The organism is Ureibacillus chungkukjangi, from assembly GCF_003217295.1.
Classification (GTDB): domain Bacteria; phylum Bacillota; class Bacilli; order Bacillales_A; family Planococcaceae; genus Ureibacillus; species Ureibacillus chungkukjangi.
In genome coordinates, this window is the sequence record NZ_QJTJ01000019.1 from 1 (window position 1) to 20,750 (window position 20,750).

The 20,750-nt window shown below is 34.7% G+C and carries 17 protein-coding genes and 1 riboswitch; all 17 genes read right to left on the reverse strand.

The genetic code is table 11. From position 1 onward, the window contains the following. Positions 1-57 precede the first annotated feature (57 nt). Positions 58-198, reverse strand: a complete 141-nt coding sequence (locus tag BJ095_RS19085) for a hypothetical protein (protein WP_181418067.1) — start codon at positions 196-198, stop codon at positions 58-60. Positions 199-502: 304 nt separating this feature from the next. Continuing rightward, a complete protein-coding gene (locus tag BJ095_RS12990) occupies positions 503-2,479 on the reverse strand; it encodes a methyl-accepting chemotaxis protein (RefSeq protein ID WP_107935827.1) in 1,977 nt (658 codons plus the stop codon). Positions 2,480-2,574: 95 nt separating this feature from the next. Then, positions 2,575-2,658: riboswitch (cyclic di-GMP riboswitch) on the reverse strand. Between the two features lie 132 nt (positions 2,659-2,790). After that, positions 2,791-3,435 (reverse strand): GntR family transcriptional regulator, encoded by a 645-nt coding sequence (locus BJ095_RS12995; RefSeq protein ID WP_107935829.1) that lies wholly within the window; start codon positions 3,433-3,435, stop codon positions 2,791-2,793. 21 nt (positions 3,436-3,456) lie between these two features. Next, on the reverse strand, positions 3,457-4,323 hold the full coding sequence (locus BJ095_RS13000; protein WP_107935831.1) for an HpcH/HpaI aldolase/citrate lyase family protein: 867 nt from the start codon (positions 4,321-4,323) through the stop codon (positions 3,457-3,459). Further along, positions 4,280-5,434: a CaiB/BaiF CoA transferase family protein gene (locus BJ095_RS13005; RefSeq protein WP_235867666.1), complete on the reverse strand. Its 1,155-nt coding sequence runs from the start codon at positions 5,432-5,434 to the stop codon at positions 4,280-4,282. The genes BJ095_RS13000 and BJ095_RS13005 overlap by 44 nt, the downstream gene beginning before the upstream one ends. A 6-nt stretch (positions 5,435-5,440) precedes the next feature. Beyond that, on the reverse strand, positions 5,441-6,553 hold the full coding sequence (locus BJ095_RS13010) for a zinc-binding dehydrogenase (protein ID WP_202973776.1): 1,113 nt from the start codon (positions 6,551-6,553) through the stop codon (positions 5,441-5,443). A 28-nt stretch (positions 6,554-6,581) separates the two neighbouring features. Next, positions 6,582-8,027: an aldehyde dehydrogenase gene (locus tag BJ095_RS13015; RefSeq protein WP_107935835.1), complete on the reverse strand. Its 1,446-nt coding sequence runs from the start codon at positions 8,025-8,027 to the stop codon at positions 6,582-6,584. 105 nt (positions 8,028-8,132) lie between these two features. Continuing rightward, positions 8,133-9,329, reverse strand: coding sequence for an iron-containing alcohol dehydrogenase (locus BJ095_RS13020; RefSeq protein WP_181418068.1), 1,197 nt, complete (start codon positions 9,327-9,329; stop codon positions 8,133-8,135). Between the two features lie 34 nt (positions 9,330-9,363). Then, complete coding sequence (locus BJ095_RS13025) at positions 9,364-10,650, reverse strand: TRAP transporter large permease (protein WP_107935839.1); 1,287 nt, start codon at positions 10,648-10,650, stop codon at positions 9,364-9,366. After that, the gene (locus tag BJ095_RS13030) at positions 10,650-11,138 is read right to left on the reverse strand and encodes a TRAP transporter small permease (protein ID WP_107935841.1); all 489 of its coding nucleotides are present in this window, start codon (positions 11,136-11,138) and stop codon (positions 10,650-10,652) included. Before BJ095_RS13030 ends, BJ095_RS13025 begins: the two co-directional genes overlap by 1 nt. 59 nt (positions 11,139-11,197) lie before the next feature. Then, positions 11,198-12,241, reverse strand: a complete 1,044-nt coding sequence (locus tag BJ095_RS13035) for a TRAP transporter substrate-binding protein (RefSeq protein ID WP_107935843.1) — start codon at positions 12,239-12,241, stop codon at positions 11,198-11,200. 49 nt (positions 12,242-12,290) lie between these two features. Beyond that, on the reverse strand, positions 12,291-13,709 hold the full coding sequence (locus tag BJ095_RS13040) for an aldehyde dehydrogenase family protein (protein WP_107935845.1): 1,419 nt from the start codon (positions 13,707-13,709) through the stop codon (positions 12,291-12,293). A 28-nt stretch (positions 13,710-13,737) separates the two neighbouring features. After that, entirely contained in the window at positions 13,738-14,409 is a 672-nt protein-coding gene (locus BJ095_RS13045) for a GntR family transcriptional regulator (protein WP_107935847.1), read from the reverse strand. Between the two features lie 235 nt (positions 14,410-14,644). Beyond that, positions 14,645-16,345: a methyl-accepting chemotaxis protein gene (locus tag BJ095_RS13050; protein WP_107935849.1), complete on the reverse strand. Its 1,701-nt coding sequence runs from the start codon at positions 16,343-16,345 to the stop codon at positions 14,645-14,647. Further along, positions 16,329-17,978, reverse strand: a complete 1,650-nt coding sequence (locus BJ095_RS13055) for a pyridoxal phosphate-dependent decarboxylase family protein (RefSeq protein ID WP_107935851.1) — start codon at positions 17,976-17,978, stop codon at positions 16,329-16,331. The genes BJ095_RS13050 and BJ095_RS13055 overlap by 17 nt, the downstream gene beginning before the upstream one ends. A 362-nt stretch (positions 17,979-18,340) precedes the next feature. After that, positions 18,341-18,571 (reverse strand): small acid-soluble spore protein Tlp, encoded by a 231-nt coding sequence (locus BJ095_RS13060; protein ID WP_107935853.1) that lies wholly within the window; start codon positions 18,569-18,571, stop codon positions 18,341-18,343. A gap of 153 nt (positions 18,572-18,724) precedes the next feature. Beyond that, positions 18,725-20,695 carry an LTA synthase family protein gene (locus BJ095_RS13065; protein ID WP_107935855.1) on the reverse strand — a complete coding sequence of 657 codons (1,971 nt, stop codon included), beginning with the start codon at positions 20,693-20,695 and terminating at the stop codon, positions 18,725-18,727. Positions 20,696-20,750: the final 55 nt, after the last annotated feature.

Sequence of the window (20,750 nt, forward strand, 5' to 3'; positions counted from 1 at the left end):
CGCCACGGACACCCTTGCTCTTGGCTAACCTCTACTTCTGTCTTCGGGGTTCGGGACTTACACCCTATAGTTCATGCGCATGCCGGGCGCACAAGCAAGTGGAGAGAAACGATTTCGTTTCCCTCCATTTGTTTTTTTGTTTGTTAATGAATCTGGTGGCGGCTGACTTGATTTTTCTTTTGGGATGCATGTCATCACTTGGCTTATGAACTACATTACGATTTGGTTTTCCTTCTGCAATGTATTTCATTTGGATTGTGAACTGCTTCTCTATTCGCTTTTCTCTCTATAATGCACTTCATCTATCTTATGAACTGCATCCCGAACCAATTTTCCCCCTGCAATGCACTTCATCCCGCTTATGAACTGCTTCCCGATTTACTTTTCACTCTACAACGCATTTCATCCAAAATTATTAAACTAGATTTCGCCCCCTTCTCCCTTCCATCCAACAAAAAAACTGCCCTCCATCACCAGGATGAGGGGCAGTTCCTTTTCAACTTTATATTTTAAATCGATTTAATAGCTCTCTTAGTTCGTCTGCAAATTGTGCAGTTTTATCAATCGATGCTGTGATATCTTGAATTGAGCCAAGCTGCTCCTCTGAGGAAGAGGCTACTTCTCGAATATATTTTGAAGATTCAACAGAGCGATCTAAATTATCATTTATTACTTGTTGTACGTCTTTAACTTTCGCTAAAAGTGTTTCGATTTCATCAAAGATCAAATCCACTTCACTCGAAGATGCTTTAGTGGAGTGATAGACATTTTGTAAAATGCCATTAACTCCTTGCAGTCTTTCCATACCTGTTCCGAATTGATTTGTTCCTGCTTCAATCTCTATAACTGCACTTGAAGTTTCGGTTAATATTTGATTTACGAGCTCTGAGATTTGTGCCGCTGACTGAGCAGATTGGCTAGCTAATTTTTTCACTTCATTTGCCACAACAGCAAAGCCTTTTCCGTGTTCACCAGCTCGAGCTGCCTCGATAGAAGCATTTAAAGCAAGAAGATTTGTTTGCTCTGTAATACTAGTAATCATTCCAACAATATTGCCAATTTCTGATGAACGATTCCCTAATTTCTTTACCGTCTCTGATGAGCTACGGACTGAATTTTGGATATCTTTCATTTGATTCATCAACGCTTTTACTTCTTCATTTGCCTTCTCAACCTCTTTATAGGCATCCTTCGTTTTGTTCGATACTAAAGAGGAATGATCCTTTATTTCTGAAACACTTTGCGTGATTACATGAATCGATTGTAGATTATTTTTGTTGCCAGTTTCTTGTTCAATAGAAATTTCTGCTGAATGCTGAACGTTTTTAGTGACACCATCTGATAAATGAACCATTTCTTCTGCTCGATCTAAAAGGGCAGTTGTGCTATCAGAAACTACTTCCCCCTTATGGAGGATATCTCGAATCAATTCCTGCAAGCTTTCCAATAAGGAGTTGAAGTTATTTGCCAGCATACCAACCTCATCTTTTCTATTGATAGCAAGTCTTTGTGTTAAATCTCCATTATTAGTTACCAGTTCTTCAATTTTGTCATTGACCTGTTGAATAGGCTTTAACGAACGGCGATTAACAATATAGCTTATCAATGCGCCTATCAAAATAAAGACAATTGTCATAATAATAAAATAGTTCAATAAGGATTGAGCATCTGCAAAGGCTTCCTTAGTCGGGATTGTGATCATAATTCCCCAATCCATTTCACTTGCTTTGCTATAAAAGACTAAGCTGTCTTCTCCTTCGAATTTTGTTTCAATAACACTACTTTTACCCGCCATACTTTCATCTACCAATTTATTTAAATCGGCATTGTCATAATCTGCAATAGTCTTATTAAGAGTATCTTCCTTCTCTTTGCCTGCTACTATTGTCCCGTCATTAGTAAAGACTGTAACGTACCCACTATCCCCAATTGTATTTTGAGTAATAATATTTATTAGACTTTCAATTTGGTTTCCGCCTGAAGCTACCCCTACTACTTCTCCATTTTCACCATAAATTGGAGCGGAAGTTAAAACAATTGGAGCACCATTCACACTTGGTGAAGAAGAAGGTACTGGATTATAGGTTTTCGTTAGCTCCTTCATACCGCCTTGATAATGCTCAAATTCAGCAACTGGAATTTGGGAGCCACCTAAATATAAAAAACCGTTCGCATCCATAAAGGCAAAACCATCTGGATTCCCTGTTTTTTCGGCAATTCTAGCTCCTAAAGCATCTGCTTTTTCCGTATCAACCGACTTTAATTCATCAGCTTCAGCTATGTATGCCATTGTTTCCTGCTTACCTTGTATCCATATATCGATATTCGCTTTAATGGATTCTAGCTCACCGAATGCCTGCTCTTCAAATCTTTCATATAGAAAGTCCTTCGCCTTCAAGTACCCAAAAGCCGAAATACTTATCATAGAAATTGTTATTAAAATACTAATAACTATCGTATTTTTAAATACTAGTTTCACTGGTTATTCTCCTATCGTTAAGTGATTTTTTAAAGAAAAATACGAAAAAATCCACCCTAAAAAAAGGTGGATTCAATAATTGAAAGCCATCTTTTTTCGGCAACCCAGCCACCATAACAAAACGTCTTAGGTCTGTAGCTTTGCGTCCCTACCTTTCAATAGGTTTGCCTTTATCGTAAGATTATACATCGGTATAATTTATATCAATTTTATCATAATATCTATGGAAATAATATTGAGTTTATTATCTTGAAATAACAAAAAAATACCACCCCACAAATAATTCAAAGTTATTTGTAGAGGTGGTACTTCTATTGGATATATTTTAACAGTCTTTTTTTAGCATTTACTATATGCTGTTCATACACACTTAAAGCTGTATTTAAATCATTCTGCTTTATTGCATTAATCAATTCTTTATGTTCATGGTTAGGAAAATGACTTTGATTCGTTATAATAGATGGCGAATAAAGTGCTACACCATCCCATAATTGATTAATAAACGCCACAAGCTGCTTATTAGGGCACTTTTCTAACAACAATTCATGAAACTTTGCATTTAAAATAATATAATCTCCACTATCCGTTATATGCTCCATTTGCTGTACCATTCCGTCATATAAAATAATATCTATCTTTGAATAATGTGGAAATGCCATCTTCAATCCTTCCAACTCTAAAATCAATCGGGTATCATATAAATCTTCAATTTCTTTTACAGAGAATGCCTGAACATAATAACGACTATTAATTCTTTTTTGAAGAAAGCCCATACTTTCTAATTTAACAAAAGCTTCTCTAACAGGAATTCTACTTACATTGAAATTATCAGCTACTTCTTTTTGACTGAGGCTCTGATTTGGTTTTAAATTCCCTTTTAAGATTTCTAGTTTTATTGAATTGAATATTGTTTCAGATAGGGAAGAGCTCGAGTTGACTACTTCAAATTTCTTCATTATTCCTCCTGCCTTATGCTTTTAATTTTCTAATGAGGCTAACAAATTTTTCATTTTAAGATACACTGGCATATCAATCATCATGTCTTGATATGCCAAGGTCTTAAAATTATTCGTCTCAAAAAAATTTACGATTTCTTTTGCCAAAACAATTTCACTTTCATGAACTTTAAATACTTCTTGAATACATTCGATTTGTTTCGGATGAATAGCTTGCTTTCCATTATAACCGAGTTTTCTTGCTTGAACCGTTTCTTTCTGCAATAAATCCATCTCCTTTAAATAAATGCATGGTGCATCTATAGGAGGAAGTTTTTTAAATTTCTTAGATAATAAAGATATTTGCATTCTTATATGCTGAATTAATGGATTATCCACTATATCCTCTTCATTTACAGATAGATCTCTGGCTAAATCTACAGCGCCAAAAGCAATTCTCTTAACCACACTTGAGACAAGTATATTTTCTAATTCATAATATCCATTTACTGTCTCAATTAGAGGGATGATTTCCAAACTAGCAGGTATCTTTTGAATTCCTTGCTGAACTTTACTTATTTCCTCTACGTGTTCGCATTTCGGTAAAATAATACCCGCTACTTTTTCAAAGTTTATAACTGTTAAATCATCATCAAAAAATTCACATTTAGTATCGTTTATTCTAATATAGATTGGGGTTGTACTGTTATAATTTGATAAAAAATCATTAACCTGAATTCTTGTATTTAATTTTTCGCCCGATGGTATGGCATCCTCTAAATCTATAATAATATAATTTGGATTCAACTCAGACCTAACCTTTTCTAATGCCCTTGTATTATTTCCCGGCACAAATAACCAACAACTAATAATTACTCCTCCTCTTTTTATATGGCGATAATACTTCATCAGTATGTTCTCCTAATAATGGAATATCTCCCCAATGGCATGAAATATTATTAAAATTCATAGGGGATTGCAACATCGAGATTTTTCCCACTTCAGAATTGACATTTTTCCATTTTTGATAAAATTGGAGTTGTGGATGATTAATTAATCCATTAATATCATTGAAATAAGCATTTGCTATTTTCTTCTCATCTAGTAAATTTGCCAAATCTGCCCGATCAATTTCACCCGTTACATCTTCTATAATTTTCTTTAAAAGCATTTTATTTTGCACGCGAAGAATATTAGTCTTAAATCTTGGATTAACAATGAGCGAGGCATCTTTCAAAATCTCCCTACAAAAAATCTCCCATTCTCGATTATTTTGAATGGCGATAAATAATTGCTCCTTATTCATAGTTAAAAATGGACCATACGGATATATTGTGGCATGATCTGTTCCACTTCTTACAGGTTCTGTTCCACCATAGGTATAGTAAATAGGAAAACTCATCCATTCTGCGATTGCTTCTAGCATTGAAATCTCTATTATGGTTCCTATTTTTGTTTTATTACGATGGATGATTGCTGCTAATATCGAAGAAAAAGCATACATTCCGCTAGCAATATCTACCACTGCCAGCCCCGTTTTCGCTGGGGCATCAGGAGAACCGGTAATTTGTAGCACGGCAGCTTCCGATTGAATTAATAAATCATAAGCTTTTTTGTTGCTATAAGGACCTTCTTTTCCATAACCAGAAATACTACAAATAATTAAATGTGGAAATATTTCATGCAGCTTTTCTGGATTGAAACCTAGCCTATCTAATGCTCCTGGTCCTAAATTATTTAACAAGACATCGGTATCTTGCAGGATATCAAATATCAATTGAACATTTTCTTGCTTCTTTAAATCTAACTCTACTGATTTCTTTCCTCTATTTAACCAAACAAAATTACCTGACAATCCGTGAGTTGCCTCGTCATAGCTCCTTGCAAAATCACCGACACCAGGTTTCTCAATTTTAATAATCTCTGCTCCAAGGTCAGCTAATTGCCTGCTTGCAAAAGGCGCTGCAACTGCATGCTCAATAGAGACCACTCTTATACCCTGTAATGGCAACAAACACATCCCCTTTTATGCAAGCTTGATAATTGGTTTAATTTCTTTAAAGTCTTTCATACTTTCAAGTGCTTCGTTAATTTCTTCAAGGTAATATATATTTGTAATCATTTTGTTAAATGGAACTTCATACTGATATTTTTCAATAAATTTTAATGCTTGATAATAATTCCCTATACCACCTGAAAATGAACCAATTAATTTTAAATTTTTTGCAGTAATAAGTGATGGCATGATTTCAACTTTTCCTGTTCCTAATTGTCCAACAACTACATACCGTCCGTTTTTCCGAATATAATTTAACCCTTCCTCAAAAGCACTTGGATGACCAGAATATTCCAATACAATATCTGCACCTAGACCATTTGTCAGATTGTTAATTATCGCATTTCGACTTTCCATTGTTTTCTCAATAGAAATATTGATTATGATATCTGCTCCCATTTCCTCTGCTAAACTTAAACGTTCCTCTGGTCCTCCAATTGCGATTACACTCTTAGCACCTGCTTTTTTAGCTACACATATAGCTAATAGACCTAATGGCCCTGTCCCTTGTACTACCACAATATCTTCAGATGAAATGCTTCCTAATTGGTTAAAACTGTTCATTACAGATCTAAATGCGCAACTACATAGACTTGCTAATTCCGAGCTTACAGTATCGGGTACTTTCACTCTTCCTGATGTAGGGAGAATATATCCGTATTCACTAAATCCTCCCATTAAATACGGATACTTTTCCATTGTTTCATACATGTAACTACGTCTATTTAAACAGAGGGTTGGTTGCTTTTCGACATTGCAATAATAGCAATTTCCACAATCAGCATGAGACCATATAACTCGATCTCCCTCTTTTAATGGATTACCAATTGAATCAACACTAACTTCTTCACCAAGCTTTACAATTTCACCAACCATTTCATGACCTAATATTACTGGTAAATTTACCTTTAAATTTAGCTCTCCCTGCCATAAGTGAACATCCGTTCCACAGATTGAAGACATTTGATTTTTCACCAGAACCGCTCTTGGTTCTATTGTTTGAGGTATTTCTACATTTTCAATTTGTAACTTTTCTCCAAAATTTCTTAACACTGCTGCTCTTGAAAGTTTAGGTATCTCCATTGTCGCCATCCCCTTTTCACTTTTTGACTCATTCATCATCACTTGTAATATCTATCATTATTGTTTTTATTTCAGTGAATTCATTTATTACTTCCAAACCATTCTCCCGACCATAACCACTCATCTTATAGCCGCCATATGGAACACTCCAATGTATTTTCCTATAATTATTAATCCAGACTGTACCACTCTGTAATTTATTTGAGATACGGTGGGCTCTTGCTAGATTTTTAGTCCAAACTCCAGCTGTTAAGCCATACTTTGAATCATTCGCCATCTTAATTACATCATCTTCATTTTTAAAAGGGATAATGGCTAAGATTGGCCCAAAGACTTCTTCCCTGCATAAATAAGAGTCATTATTTAAATTTGTTACAATTGTGGGAGAAAAATAGAAGCCTCCATTGTTTAAATTTATTTGCTCACCACCATAAATAATGGAACCGCCATCAGCTTTTACTGATTCTATAAAGGTCTGTAGTTTATCTAATTGTTCTGCAATAGAGATTGGTCCCATGACAGAATCTACTTCAAAAGGATCGCCTACTTTTATTTTCTTTGTCTGTTCAATAATTTTTGCTAAGCACTCTTCATAGATAGTTTCTTCTATAAAAACACGTGACCCTGCTGCACATGTTTGTCCCGCGTTTATGAATATTCCCCGTACTGCTGCATTTGTGGCTTTTTCCATATCGGCGTCTTCAAAAATAATATGGGGTGCTTTTCCCCCTAGTTCAAATGTTAATTTCTTCAATGTGTCACTCGATTGTTTTGCAATACTAATAGCTGTATTGGTAGAACCTGTAAAACCTAATTTATCTATTTCTGGATGTGTTGTTAGTGTTTTCGCAACTGGTAAATCTCCCGTAACAATATTTACAACTCCTGCTGGAATGCCCGCCTCCACTATTAATTCTGCAAAAGCCAATGCTGAAACCGAGGTTTGGATAGCTGGTTTTAATACAATTGTATTTCTAGTTGCTAGTGCAGGCGCAACTTTCCAAGCAAGCATTAGTAAGGGGGAGTTCCATGGTACAATTGCTCCTACTACGCCAATTGGTTCTTTCTTAATATAGCTAAATACATTTTTGGAAATTTCAACATACTCCCCCCTTAATTGGGCTGCAACGCCTGAGTAAAAGTAAAACCATTCAGCAACTGCAGGTATTTCATTTTCAATTAGTTCAATATATAATTTTCCATTTCCTTTACACTCTAAAGTCGCTAACCGTTCCTTATTTTTTAAAACTAAATCTCCTAATCTACGGAGTAATTTACTAACCTTAGTAACATCTGTTTCACTCCACCCATTTTCAAATGCCTTCCTTGCAGCCAATATCGCTTGAGTTGTTTCATGTTCTGTACAATCTGGAATTTCCGCCCAAAATTCTCCGTTAATTGGGCTAACTAATTTTGTATAGTTTTCAGTTTCTAAAAACTCATTATTTATGAAATATCCATGAAATTTTTCCATAAAATCCTCCCTAATTGTATAACTGTATACACTTTTGCTTAAATAAATATCTAAGTAGGTTTCTATGAAAATTTTGCTACTTAGATATTTAATATCATTACACTTTTAATAAGCTGCTTGGAATACTTCGAATAAAGTTACTTCTGTTGCCAATCTAGGATTTATATTCATTAGTCGTGAAATGTCTAGAGTCTCCATTGTCATTGCTTTTAAATCTCTTTCATCCACATGCAGTTCTGAAAGCTTTGTTGGTAGATTGATAGATTTCAGTAACTCAATGAAATAGTCGAAAAGTTGGTTTTCTTTTTCTTCTTGATTTGAGAATTTTTGACCCGGCAAGCATAAATCATATAATTTATCGAATTTCTCTTCGTTTGATTGATAATTATACTTCACTGTATAAGGCAGCATTAAGCCAGTAATTTCTCCATGCGGGGAATGAACCCTTCCTCCAATTGCATAGGCCATTGCATGTGAGATTGACGTGCCAGCATTTGAAAATGCTAGCCCTGCTAATAAGCTTCCTAACAACATATTCGATCTCGCCTGAATGTCTTTTCCATCTTTAAAAGCATCCACTAGACTTGCAGTTATTAGCCTAATTGCCTTTTCTGCAAATAAATTGGTTAAGATTGAAGATCCTCTAAAATCCGCTTGATAATCAGTATCGAATTGATTAAAGTTTTTAGAAGTATACGCCTCAACTGCATGTACTAGTGCGTCAATACCAGAACATGCAGTAACTCTTGGAGGCATTCCTACTGTCAATTGTGGATCAAGTATCGCATACTTTGGTTTTAAGAAGTTGCTAGAGATTCCAACTTTGAGATTACGCTCTTCATCATTTACAACTGCAACCCCTGTTACTTCTGATCCGGTACCAGCCGTCGTAGGAATTGCGATGATAGTAGTTGTTTCGAAATCTATTTTATTGTTATAAAAGTAACTAATCGGTTGCTCCGTTTTTAGCATAAATGCAATCATCTTCGCTAAATCTATGCAGCTCCCTCCACCTAGACCGATTAAAATGTCAATCTCCTTATTTTTATAAGTACCTAATACTTCTTCAACATCTTTAACTGTAGGTTCTGGCTTTGCCTGATCAAAAATTTCATAAGGTATGTCAAATACGTCCAACTTCTCTTTGAGTACATTTAATACCCCGCTATTTTTAATGCCTTGATCTGTTATCACAAGGGTCTTTGGTTTATCAGAGGCTGCATAGATATTTTTTAGTTCATCTAATGAATTTTCCCCAAAATAGATGTTCCCAGGAAAGTTATATTGCCAATATGTCTTCAAATCTTCCACCTACCCAATCTAGTATTATTTGAATCTATAAAAACCAAGTTGTTAAGAAAGGCACAAATGCAACAATCAACAACACGATTATTGAAACTAGCAAAAACTTTAATGTATGTGGCATCATTTCTAATACGGAACTTTTATTAACCTTTGCTGAAACAAAGACGTTTGCAGCCATCGGAGGAGTCAGTAACCCGATTTCAATAGTAGTAACCAATATAATCCCAAAATGTATTGGGTTAATTTCAAATGTTTGTGCTGCTGGAGCTAATAAAACCGCCATCAGTAATACTGCTGCATTTGTTTCCATAAACATTCCTACTACAAACAAAATAAGGATTAATAATAGTAAAAATAGGAATTTGTTATCTGTTAAATTCATTGCTGCCTCTGATACCAATTGAGGAATTTGTTCCAAAGTAATCATGTAATTAAATAGATTACTAAATGCAATAATTCCTAGAATGGCTGCTGATGAGATAGCAGCCAGTTTGAATGGTGAAAATAAATTGCTGAATTTAATCTTTTTAGTCACAACTGCCAGAACTAAACCATATACACATGCTACTGCTGCTGCTTCAGTGGGTGTAAATATCCCACTGTAGATTCCTCCCAGTACAATGATTGGCATAATTAAAGCTGGAATCGTTTTTAAAAAAGTTCTTCCTAACGATTCAGTAGCTGCTTGTTTTTCAAGTTGCTTTGTTTCTTCAGAAATTGAGGCATTTTCTGGATGATATACTTTTTTCAATAAAATACGATGAAGTACAAGATAAGCTAAAACAAATACAATACCAGGAACAATTGATGCAATAAACAAATCAGAAATTGATGCACCTACTGTCGCCCCATACAAAATTAATGGGATTGAAGGGGGGATGAATACACCTAATAATCCGGCAGCAGCAATTAGTGAAGCAGTATATCCCCGATCATAACCTTTTTCAACCATTTTATGACCAATTGAACTTCCTATTGCAGATACCGTCGCAACAGAGGAACCTGTAATAGCCCCTAAAAAGGCACTTGCTAACACAGTTACATACCCTAAACTGCCATGAATTTTTTTCAACAACTTCTCTGATAACTGAATTAACTGTGAAATAATACTGCCTTGGTTCATAATTTGTCCTGCTAAAATAAACAAGGGAATCGCTAATAAGGAAAAAGAAGATACAGCTTGATTTGATAGTGAGGCAAATGAAGCAAATGGGATATCTAGTAATTGCCCCCCTAATAATGCACTAATTGCAAATGTTACTCCAATTGGTACACCTATCATTAAAATAGCAATTAGAACTACCACAATTACTAACATTAAATATCCCCTCCTTTTCGCAACTTTTGTATCCCCTTAAAGATATTACTTACACAGTGCAAACCCATCACTACAATGGATAATACAATAATTCCATATATAATGGATAAAGGAATTCCTGCTTCTAACGTTTTTTCACCGCTCTCCCCTACAAATTTTAAGAATGAGTAGACGATATTGAAAAATACTACAACGAAAATTATAAGTATAATGTCAACTATCAAATTCATAATAGTTTGTATGTTTTTAATTTTAATCATTTGACTTAATTCAATAGATATATATTCTCTTGTATAGGTAATTGCGCTTGCACCTAAAAATGTAATCGTCGTCATTCCTATAGCTGCATATTCTGGCATACCTAAAGAATGCCATCCAAGTAATCGTCCCACAATTTGAAGGATAACAGCAATCATAATAACTATTAGTGCAATGGCAATTAAGAATTCTTGTGTCTTATATAAGCCTTTTTCAAACTTATGCCACATTTTATTCACTCCTTATTTACTTAATGGGACAGATTTCTCTGTCCCATTAATCCTAATAATTATTTATTAATCTCGGCTAATTCATCTTTAAGTGATTGAATTAAATCTGCACCATAAGTTGACTCATAGTTATCCCATTGACTTAAACCAAATTCTTGGAATTCTTTGATCTGTTCCTCTGTTAGTTCTGTTACTTCTACGCCTGCATCTTCAAACATTTTAATATAGTTTTTAGTAGCTTCTCGATTGTTTTCAATCTGCCACGCTTGCACTTCTTCACCTACCGCCTTGAAGATTTCTTGTTGTTCTGGAGTTAATGAATTAAATTTACTTGTATTAATGACAATTGAACCTGATGCATAAACATGATTTAATTGAGTGTAAAACTTATTTACCTCTTGGAATTTGCTATCACCAGTTAATAGTAGCCCATTGTCTTGCCCGTCAACTGTACCTTGTTGTAATGCTAAATACAGCTCGTTAAATGGCATTACTAATGCTTGTGACCCTGCTTCTTCAAAGAAACCTTTGATAGCTTGAGATCCCGGAACCCGTAACTTTAAACCTTTTAAATCCTCTACTTTCTCGATTTTTCTATTAGAATTGGAAACTCCGCGAAATTCGTTTTCGAAGAATCCTAAAGTAGTCATATTATGTTTTGCTAATGTGTCCACCATTAATTTTGGTATAACACCTTCACCATAGAAAATTTTATCGGCTTGTTCATAAGATGTGACAATATAGGGTAAGTAATGGAAATCCAATAACGAATCTAATCCAGACAATGAACCTTGATTGATGAATGACATATCTAGAGTTCCTCGTGAAATATCTTGTGCCATTACCTCATCCCCACCTAATTGTGAAGCAGGGAAAACCGAGATTTGAATTGCTCCATTTGTTTCTTCTTCGATACGCTTTGCAAATAATTTGGATGCTTGATCTTTTACACTATCTGTCGGGAAAATATGACCCAGTCTTAATTTTGTAACTTCCCCCGAGCTTGATGCTGCTTCGGTATCATTCTCATTACCGCTACAAGCAGTCAAGACTAACATACATATCGCTAAAAAAATTGCCCCAATTTTCCATCTTCTTTTCATCTTTTTATCCCCCTAGTTTGAAAAATATTTTCCCTTTACCCACTTTTGCTTATGCATCTAAAACAATCAGCTTTTCTTCTGTCATTTCCAATACTGCATATTTTGGACCCTCTTTGCCAATTCCGCTATTTTTCACACCTCCATATGGCATAGCATCTTCTCTATAAGTTGAAACATTATTTACTATTACGCCACCAAATTTCAATTTTCTGATAGATTTCATAATAATCTGAATATTAGAGGTAAATATTCCCACTTGCAGCCCCATCGTTGAATCATTTGCTTTTTGGAGCACTTCATCAATATTGCTATAAGTTTGAATTGTAATAACCGGTCCAAATACTTCTTCACAAACCACTCTCATCAATTGTGTTACATCCGCTAGAATTGTCGGTTCAAATTGCGTACGCTTTCTTTGACCACCAATCACAAGTTTTGCACCTTGTTGAACTGCTTCATCAATCCACGACTCAATTCGTAGTGCTTCTCTCTCAGAAATTACCGGTCCAACATCACCATCTGGATTATCTTCACTGCATGGAACTAGTGACTTCGTAAAATCAGTAGCATAACTTATAAATTGTTCATAGACTTCCTCGTGTACATAGATTCTTTGCACTGAAATACATGCCTGACCAGCATTTGAAAAGCCTCTTGTTACACAAAGTTCAGCTGCTCTTTTTAAATCAGCCACATCTTTATGCACGATGTTTGGGGAGTTATTTCCTAACTCAAGAGCAACTTTTCTAATTCCTGTTTTACTTTTGATAAGCTGGCCTACTTTAGGACTTCCTGTAAACGTATACATATCAACTAAGTCATTTTTTAATAAATAATCCCCAGTGTGTGTTCCTCTACCATTCACCAAATTGAACAAGCCATCAGGTAATCCTGCTTCTTTGAATATTTCGACTAATTTACACGCAATTAATGGAGTCATTTCAGCTGGCTTTAATACCACTGCATTCCCAGCTGCCAAGGCCGGCCCAATTTTGTGTACAGTTAAATTGAATGGGAAGTTAAATGGGGTTATGGCTACTACTACCCCAACCGGAACACGAACAGTAAATGCAAGCTTTCCTAAATCAGTACTATTTGGAAGAGCAACCCCTTGCCCTGTAATTCTTTTCGCTTCCTCTGCTGAAGCTCTAAGAGTAGAAATTCCGCGCTCAATCTCAGTTACCGCATCCTTTCTTGTTTTCCCAGCCTCATATATTAGTACTTCTGCTAACTCTATTTTTCTTTTTTCGATTAATGTAACCGCTTTAATTATTATGTTAAAACGATCATCTGCAGAAAGTTCGGATGTTTCATAAGAGTCATAAGCATTTTGAACAGCTTTATTTACAATCTCTTCGTCTGCTTCATAAATTTCTCCAAAAGTTTCCCCAGTGTATTTGTTCATTACTGAAACAACTTCACCAGCTTCAATCCATTCCCCATTAATAAAGTGGCCATATCTTTCCATAATCACTACACCCCTATGTTAAATTTATTTAAAATGATTTATTAGGATCTTTTTCTAGCAATCTATTTGAGGCACCTAATATATGTTCTTTAATAAATTCCAATGCGTAATCCATATCTCTCATTTGAATACTCTTTATAATTCTTTCATGTTCTCTTACTGTTTCTTGTTGATCTACAGCACCTCGTCGATAGTAAAACCTTGCAATATGGAGGTGGCAAAATAAACTTTCAAAACTCTCAATCAGAAAATTGTTTTCTGAATTTTTAATTAATTCTAGATGGAACATGTTATCTAGATTATTAAAATCCAGTATCTCTCTGTAGTTAGTGATTTTAATCTGCTCAATTTTCATGTTAATATTTTCCAAATTTACTATACATTCCATTTTATTATTTCGGATTATATTTTTTATCGCCTCGGATTCAAGTAACAATCGAAACTCCGACATTTTTTTCATCGAAACCTCATCTAAAATATCCGTTACATGGTACCCCTTGTTTGGAATCAAAATAACGAGCTTTGAAGATTGTAATCTGGATAACGCCTCCCTTAACGGAATCGGGCTAATTTCCATTTCCTTAGACATTTTACTTACATTTAACTTCTGTCCTGGCCCGTATTCCCAACTGAAAATTTTTTCTTTTATCAGGTTATATGCGTAGTCCGACTTCTCTCCATGTTCCTTTTCGATAACCAATTGACAGCACTTCTCTCTAAAATATTATATTATTTAATCAGATTTTATAATATATAATTCCAAAATACAATACTTTTTCCACTTTTTGTCGTAATTCATTTGAAATCGACTCTATATATTATATTATTTTCTTACACAATATATTATATAACCCTTTGGATTATTTAACTCCATATAAAAAAGCTCAACCTCATCGAGACTGAGGTTGAGCTCACTATTACATGTACCTGGTACTTTACAATCTAAATTTCTTCACTGCTTCGTTCAGGTTTTCTGCCATTTGGGATAGTACGTTGGCAGAGGATGTGATTTCTTCCATTGTTGCGGATTGTTCTTCTGAGGAAGCCGCTACATTTTGGATGTTTCCTGATGTTTGAGTTGAAATCGCACTTAAATCGTTCATCGAAGTTGAGATATGGTGGATGCCTTTGTTCATTGCTCCGATTTCGCGATTTATTTCTACAATTTGATTGTTAACGCTATTTACTGAATCTAGAATATTTCCGAAGTCAACGCCAACGTGTTCAAATGAAGAGACACTGTCTTTTAAAGTATCATAGCCAACAGCCATGGATTTTACAGCATTGTTTGCTTCATCTTTAATCAATTCAATTTTATTTCTAATATGATTTGCAGCATCCTTTGATTGATCTGCTAATTTACGAACCTCTTCAGCTACTACAGCAAAGCCTTTTCCATGCTCGCCAGCTCTTGCTGCCTCTATTGAAGCATTTAATGCAAGTAGGTTTGTTTGATCTGTAATTTCAGTAATGATGGAAACAATCTCACTGATTTCTTTTGTATAATCACTTAATCGATTAACTACATCTGAAGTTTCTTGGATTGTTTTATAAGTGAAGTGCACCTTTTCCACTGCTTCGTCAATGATCTTGCTTCCGTTTTCCGCTATTACAGTTGTGTTTTGAGAATTATCCGCAACTAAGCTTAAATTGTCATTGATCTGTTGCATGCTACCTGAAATATTCGTTACGCTATCATTCATCGTTTCAATATTTGATGCCTGATTATCCATACCACTTGTTACTTCTTGAATCGCCTCAGTAATTTGGTTGATAGATTGGCTTGTTTGTTCTGCACCTGCCATTAGCTCCTGAGAAGTAGCCGCAACCTGGTCACCACTATGAGAAATAGAGGCTATCAATTGATTTAAGTTTTGTACCATACTCTGAATACCATCAGATAGTTGAGCAATCTCATCCTTACCCTTGATGTTAAGATCACTCACTGATAAGTCTCCATTAGCTACACGGTTAACATAATTTTTGATAAGGATAAGTGGATTAATAATCTTCTTACTTACAACGAAGGCAATAATCGCTCCGATTATAATAAAGATTAAGGAAATCACAATTGCAATCATTAGAATTGTTGAATATAGCTTTTGAATAAACGATGCATCTAGGTCAATCCCTACAATCATGTTCGTCCCTGCAATCGGGGCAGAAATTGATTTATGGACTCCATATTCATCCTCATAGATATCACTGATTTCAGTTGTGCCCTGAGAAAGTGTCTTCCTCATTTCATCGGTTAAAGCATATTCTGTTCCATATAAGTCATCACCATTTACAGCAACAATATAGCTTTTACCGCTATTCTCTGTAAGAACATAAGCTAATTCAACAGATTCATATTTGTCTGCATAATGATTTAGTGTATTTAGTAGCTCTTGATATGTTTCTTTATCGCCACTATCTGCCGCTTCTACTACAGCTGGGTCAATTTCTCTTTGAGCTTCCTGCACTAATAACTCTAAGTTTCTTTCAAATTGACCTAATACATGGTTATTTACAATACTTTGTGAGAAGAAATATAAAATCGCACTAAAGCAAATTGAGAAAATAGCAATTGGAATAATAAAACTCATAATATATTTCATTAAAATAGAATGTTTGAATTTAGATAGAAACTTCACTTGTTGCTTCCTCCAGCTCTGAAATGGCTTTTTCAACCGCGTCAATAATGTGGTCTAAATGTTCGACTGTTGTATAAGGCGAAATCGAGAAAAACTTAGCCGCATAAATTGGACAGCGATTCTTTGAATCAACTACATCTACTAAGCATTGTTTTTTTGTATCTCCAAAGAAAACACCTTCACGATTTTTACCTAATATCTCAAATAAATAATTGTTTAATCTGTTTGTCGTTTCAACTTCCTGAAGCGTTGCTTGTCCACTAATTTCGTGATGCCAGCTTGCTTCGCTTGCATACAGTCTAAATGTTGTAATCGGTCCGATTGTTTCGCTATTTGTAATACCGATTGTAGGAATCTTTGAAACTAATTTTTCTCTGAAGGCTAGATTTACACGAATATAGTTAGCTAGTAATTGTTGATAGCCTTCAACACCAAAAGCTAATAATGACGCATAAATTGAAACAGCACTTCCCATTCTCGAGCATTCTAATGTATATCCTGTATGATAGCTTCCGTACCCACGATTTCCAACATAAGGTGTGTCAAATTCTTCAAGGTCAAGCAACCCAAAATCCTGACCATTTTTCACTAGATACAAGCTTGCGTTATAAGGATTTTGACCTAGTTTATGGAAGTCAAAGCAGCAGCTATCAGCTAAATGAATATGTTGCATTCTTTCATTAATTTTTTCTAAGCTCGCTACGACGTTTTCTTCAAATTGAAGTGGATTATTTGCGAAATCGTATTCACGGAAGAAGCTATAAAATCCACCCATTGCAGAATCAGCATGGATATGAATCGGCTTTAGCTGATATTTTTCTTCTAATTCTGTCGAGATTTCTTTAATCGCTTTTACATCGTCAATTCCAAAGCTGTCTGTTACACCTGTTGTTGCAGCAATATATACTGGAATACCACCCTTTTGAATGACCTCTTCCAATTTACTTCTTAAATCAGCCAAGTCCATTGAATGATCTGAACCAGCCTTTACTGTCACTAAATGCTTACTGCCAATACCTGTTGCTTCTACAGATTTTAATAAGCTGTAATGGGCATTTTCAGAAGCAAAGCAGTAAAGGTTATTTGGAATCCCCTCTTCGTTTGAATGAGGAAATTGCTTCACAATAGCAAGTCGCAATCCATTAAAGACAGCACCTTGTCCGCCCCATGTTGTATAGCCCCAGCTTTTCGTGAAGTCATAGCCAACTAATTTAGACATCATAGAAATTACTCGAACTTCAGCTTCAGTGGCTGCTGGCCCATAAACATCCCATAGACTGTTTGAGTTTAATAATGCAGTTGTTAGCTGACCAATTATCGCTGCCATACTCGCAACCGGAATCGAGTTAGTTACATAATTCCTCGTTTGATAAGGGCTGCCTTCTGATAGGTTAATCAACTCTTGAACAACCTTGTCCATCCCAATTCCAGATTGAGGTGTGTATGTATTTTCAATAATTTCTTTATAGAAATCGTTGTTTTTATCTTGAATATTACCTAATGTAGATTTGTCTGGATCCTTTAAAAGATCAATGTTCTCTATCAAATTTTCAATATAATTTAAGAATGTTACTTGCTGTAGTTTATTTCCATCCTCGCTCGGGAATAGTTGTTGTACACTTTTAAAATCCATTGTTATTCCTCCAATTACTAAAGATTTTATTAGGTTTTCTTTTAATACATTGGAAATATTTCAAACAGAGAAATTCAACTATAAAAAAAATCCCTTTAAGGGATGCAAAATGCTCGTAAAGAATAGTGGTTGTTTAGAATTGAAATCTATCCAACCTAGCTCCTGCGTCCCTATTTTCCAATAGTTTGCATCTATTTGAAATTATTAACATTGATGCCATAATAACACGCAATATAGGACTTTTTACTAATTTTATTTATTTAGAATTGATAGAAAATTACCGATTAACACTACAATTCCCTTTAAAATTAGATTAACTTGGTGTTTTCATAAAAAAAGACACTCCAAAAAGAGTGCCTTTTCTAAATTTCTTTATTTTTTCGAGCTTCGATTTCATTCTGCATTTCTTCTTCCATTGCCTGAATTGATTGTTTTCGCTTTTCATTTTTACCTTGAAGCATTTGTCGTTCTTCTGGACTTGCAAACTCCATACTAATTTCAGCTTCCTTTAGCTTACTTTGCGTATTTTCAATCATGTCATGTAAACGTTCGACATTATTCAGTCTGTTATCTGGCTTTTGCTGCTCCGCCATGTAATCCCTCCACATACTTTTGAAGGTAGTTTGGTTAATTTTCATTTTTATATACTAGAATGAGCTTGGGGTGTGAGTAATTTTAGAATCATTTATAAAAGAGGCAGGATATAACAAACAATTTGTCATATCCTACCCCATTATTTAAATTCCTTATTCAACAACATTAATAGTTTCTTTTACTTTTGTTAAGTCTTGATTGTAATTGTACTGAGATGGATCGACTTTAGTAAAGTCAGCTGGTGTATAGAATCTCAATAGGTCTCCATTAACCACCTGATCAGACAGCTGCAATTTATAATCGACTTCTTTTTTGTATTCATCCGCTAATTCTAATAGGCTTTCATCAAGTGGTAAGCCCGTTTTAGCATCATAATATTTGTTGTTAATAGAATAGATAGTTGGACTAACAAAGTCCCCGTTTCTAAACTGAACTACTTCATTATGCTCTTTTGATAATAAATCAGTACCAAACTGAACATAATTATGTGTATCAACGCCAAGTAAGTGTAATAAAGTTGGAAGAAGATCAATTTGACCTCCGAAAGTATGATTCACTCCGCCTTCCATTCCTGGAACGTGAATGATTAAAGGTACGCGTTGTAAGTTTGTACTTTCGTAAGAATTAATTTCTTTTCCTAAAAGTTTAGACATAGCTTTGTTATGATTTGCAGAAATACCATAATGGTCTCCATAAAGAACAAACACACTGTTTTCATATAAGCCTTTTTCTTTTAAATCAGCAAAGAACTGTTCGATCGCTTCATCAGCATAACGAGCTGTTTGGAAGTAATCATCCACACTTGAATCTCCAGTATCCGCTTTACCAATCGTTGTTAAATCTTGATTGATTTTATATGGATAGTGATGCCCAACCGTAATGAATTTCGTATAGAACGGTTGAGGTAATGTTTCTAGCAATGGTACTGATTGTTCAAAGAAAGGCTTGTCCAGTAAACCGTATTCAGCCATATCAATTTCGTTGCTTGTATCATAATATTTTGTATCAAAGAAATGCTCATAGCCGAAGCCTTTATAGATCTTGTTACGGTTCCAGAAAGTACCGTTATTACCATGGAATACAGCAGATGTGTACCCATTATCACTTAAAATTGCAGGTGCCGCTTGGTAAGTATTCTGACCTTTTGTAATAAAAGCAGATCCCTGTGGCAAACCAAATAAAGAGTTTTCTAGCATAAATTCAGCGTCTGAAGTTTTACCTTGAGCTGTTTGATGGAAGAAGTTATCAAAGTAAAGTGAGCTTGAATCTTTTGTTAACGAATTGATAAACGGCGTAACCTCTTCACCATTTAGCTTGTAATCAACTAAAAAGGTTTGGAATGACTCTAAGTGAATATAGATAACATTCTTACCTTTTGCAGCACCAAAATAATCCTGATTTGGTTCTGCATAGTTGGATTTTGTATAGTTAATAACCTCAGTCATATCATCATTATCAGCTAAAACCCTTTGTGAAGAAGCCTTAACTGTTTCAGTAGCATCATAAAGAGTGTAGTTATACATTCCTAAATACTTCACAATATAACTTCTATCAAAACCACGAGTTAATAATTCTGGGCGATCAGTATTAGCTAATTCTAAATTCACTGCAGATAGTCCAATGATAAAAGCAATCATTGCAAGAGCTTTTTTATAGCCCATTCTTGTTGTATCTTTTTGCAGCTTTTTAGTAGTACATAAGAAAATTAATACCAATACATCTACAAAGAATAAAACATCATAAGGCTGCAGCAATGAAACGACGCTACCACCTAAATCTCCAAAGTTTTGCGTTTGAAGAATCGTTGGCAATGTAATAAAGTCACTGAAGAATCGGTAATAAACTGCGTTTGCATATAAAAGGATGGACATAAGGATGTAAATCACTACTAGTGATACATATCGTCCTTTTCCTCTAAATAAAAATGCTAGACCAAGGAATAACATTGCTGAGCCTAAAGGATTTATAAATAATAGGAATTGTTGAAGTGGTCCTTCAACCCCCAAGTTAAACTGCGTTACTTGCGTTATATATGTTTTAATCCATAGCATGATAACTGCTAATGAATAAAGTCCAAAAAATTTATTTAAAAAGTTGTTATTTTTAAGATTTAATTCTTTCATTTTTCCACCTTCCTATTATTCTAATAGACTAAAATATAGTACTTAAATTATTATT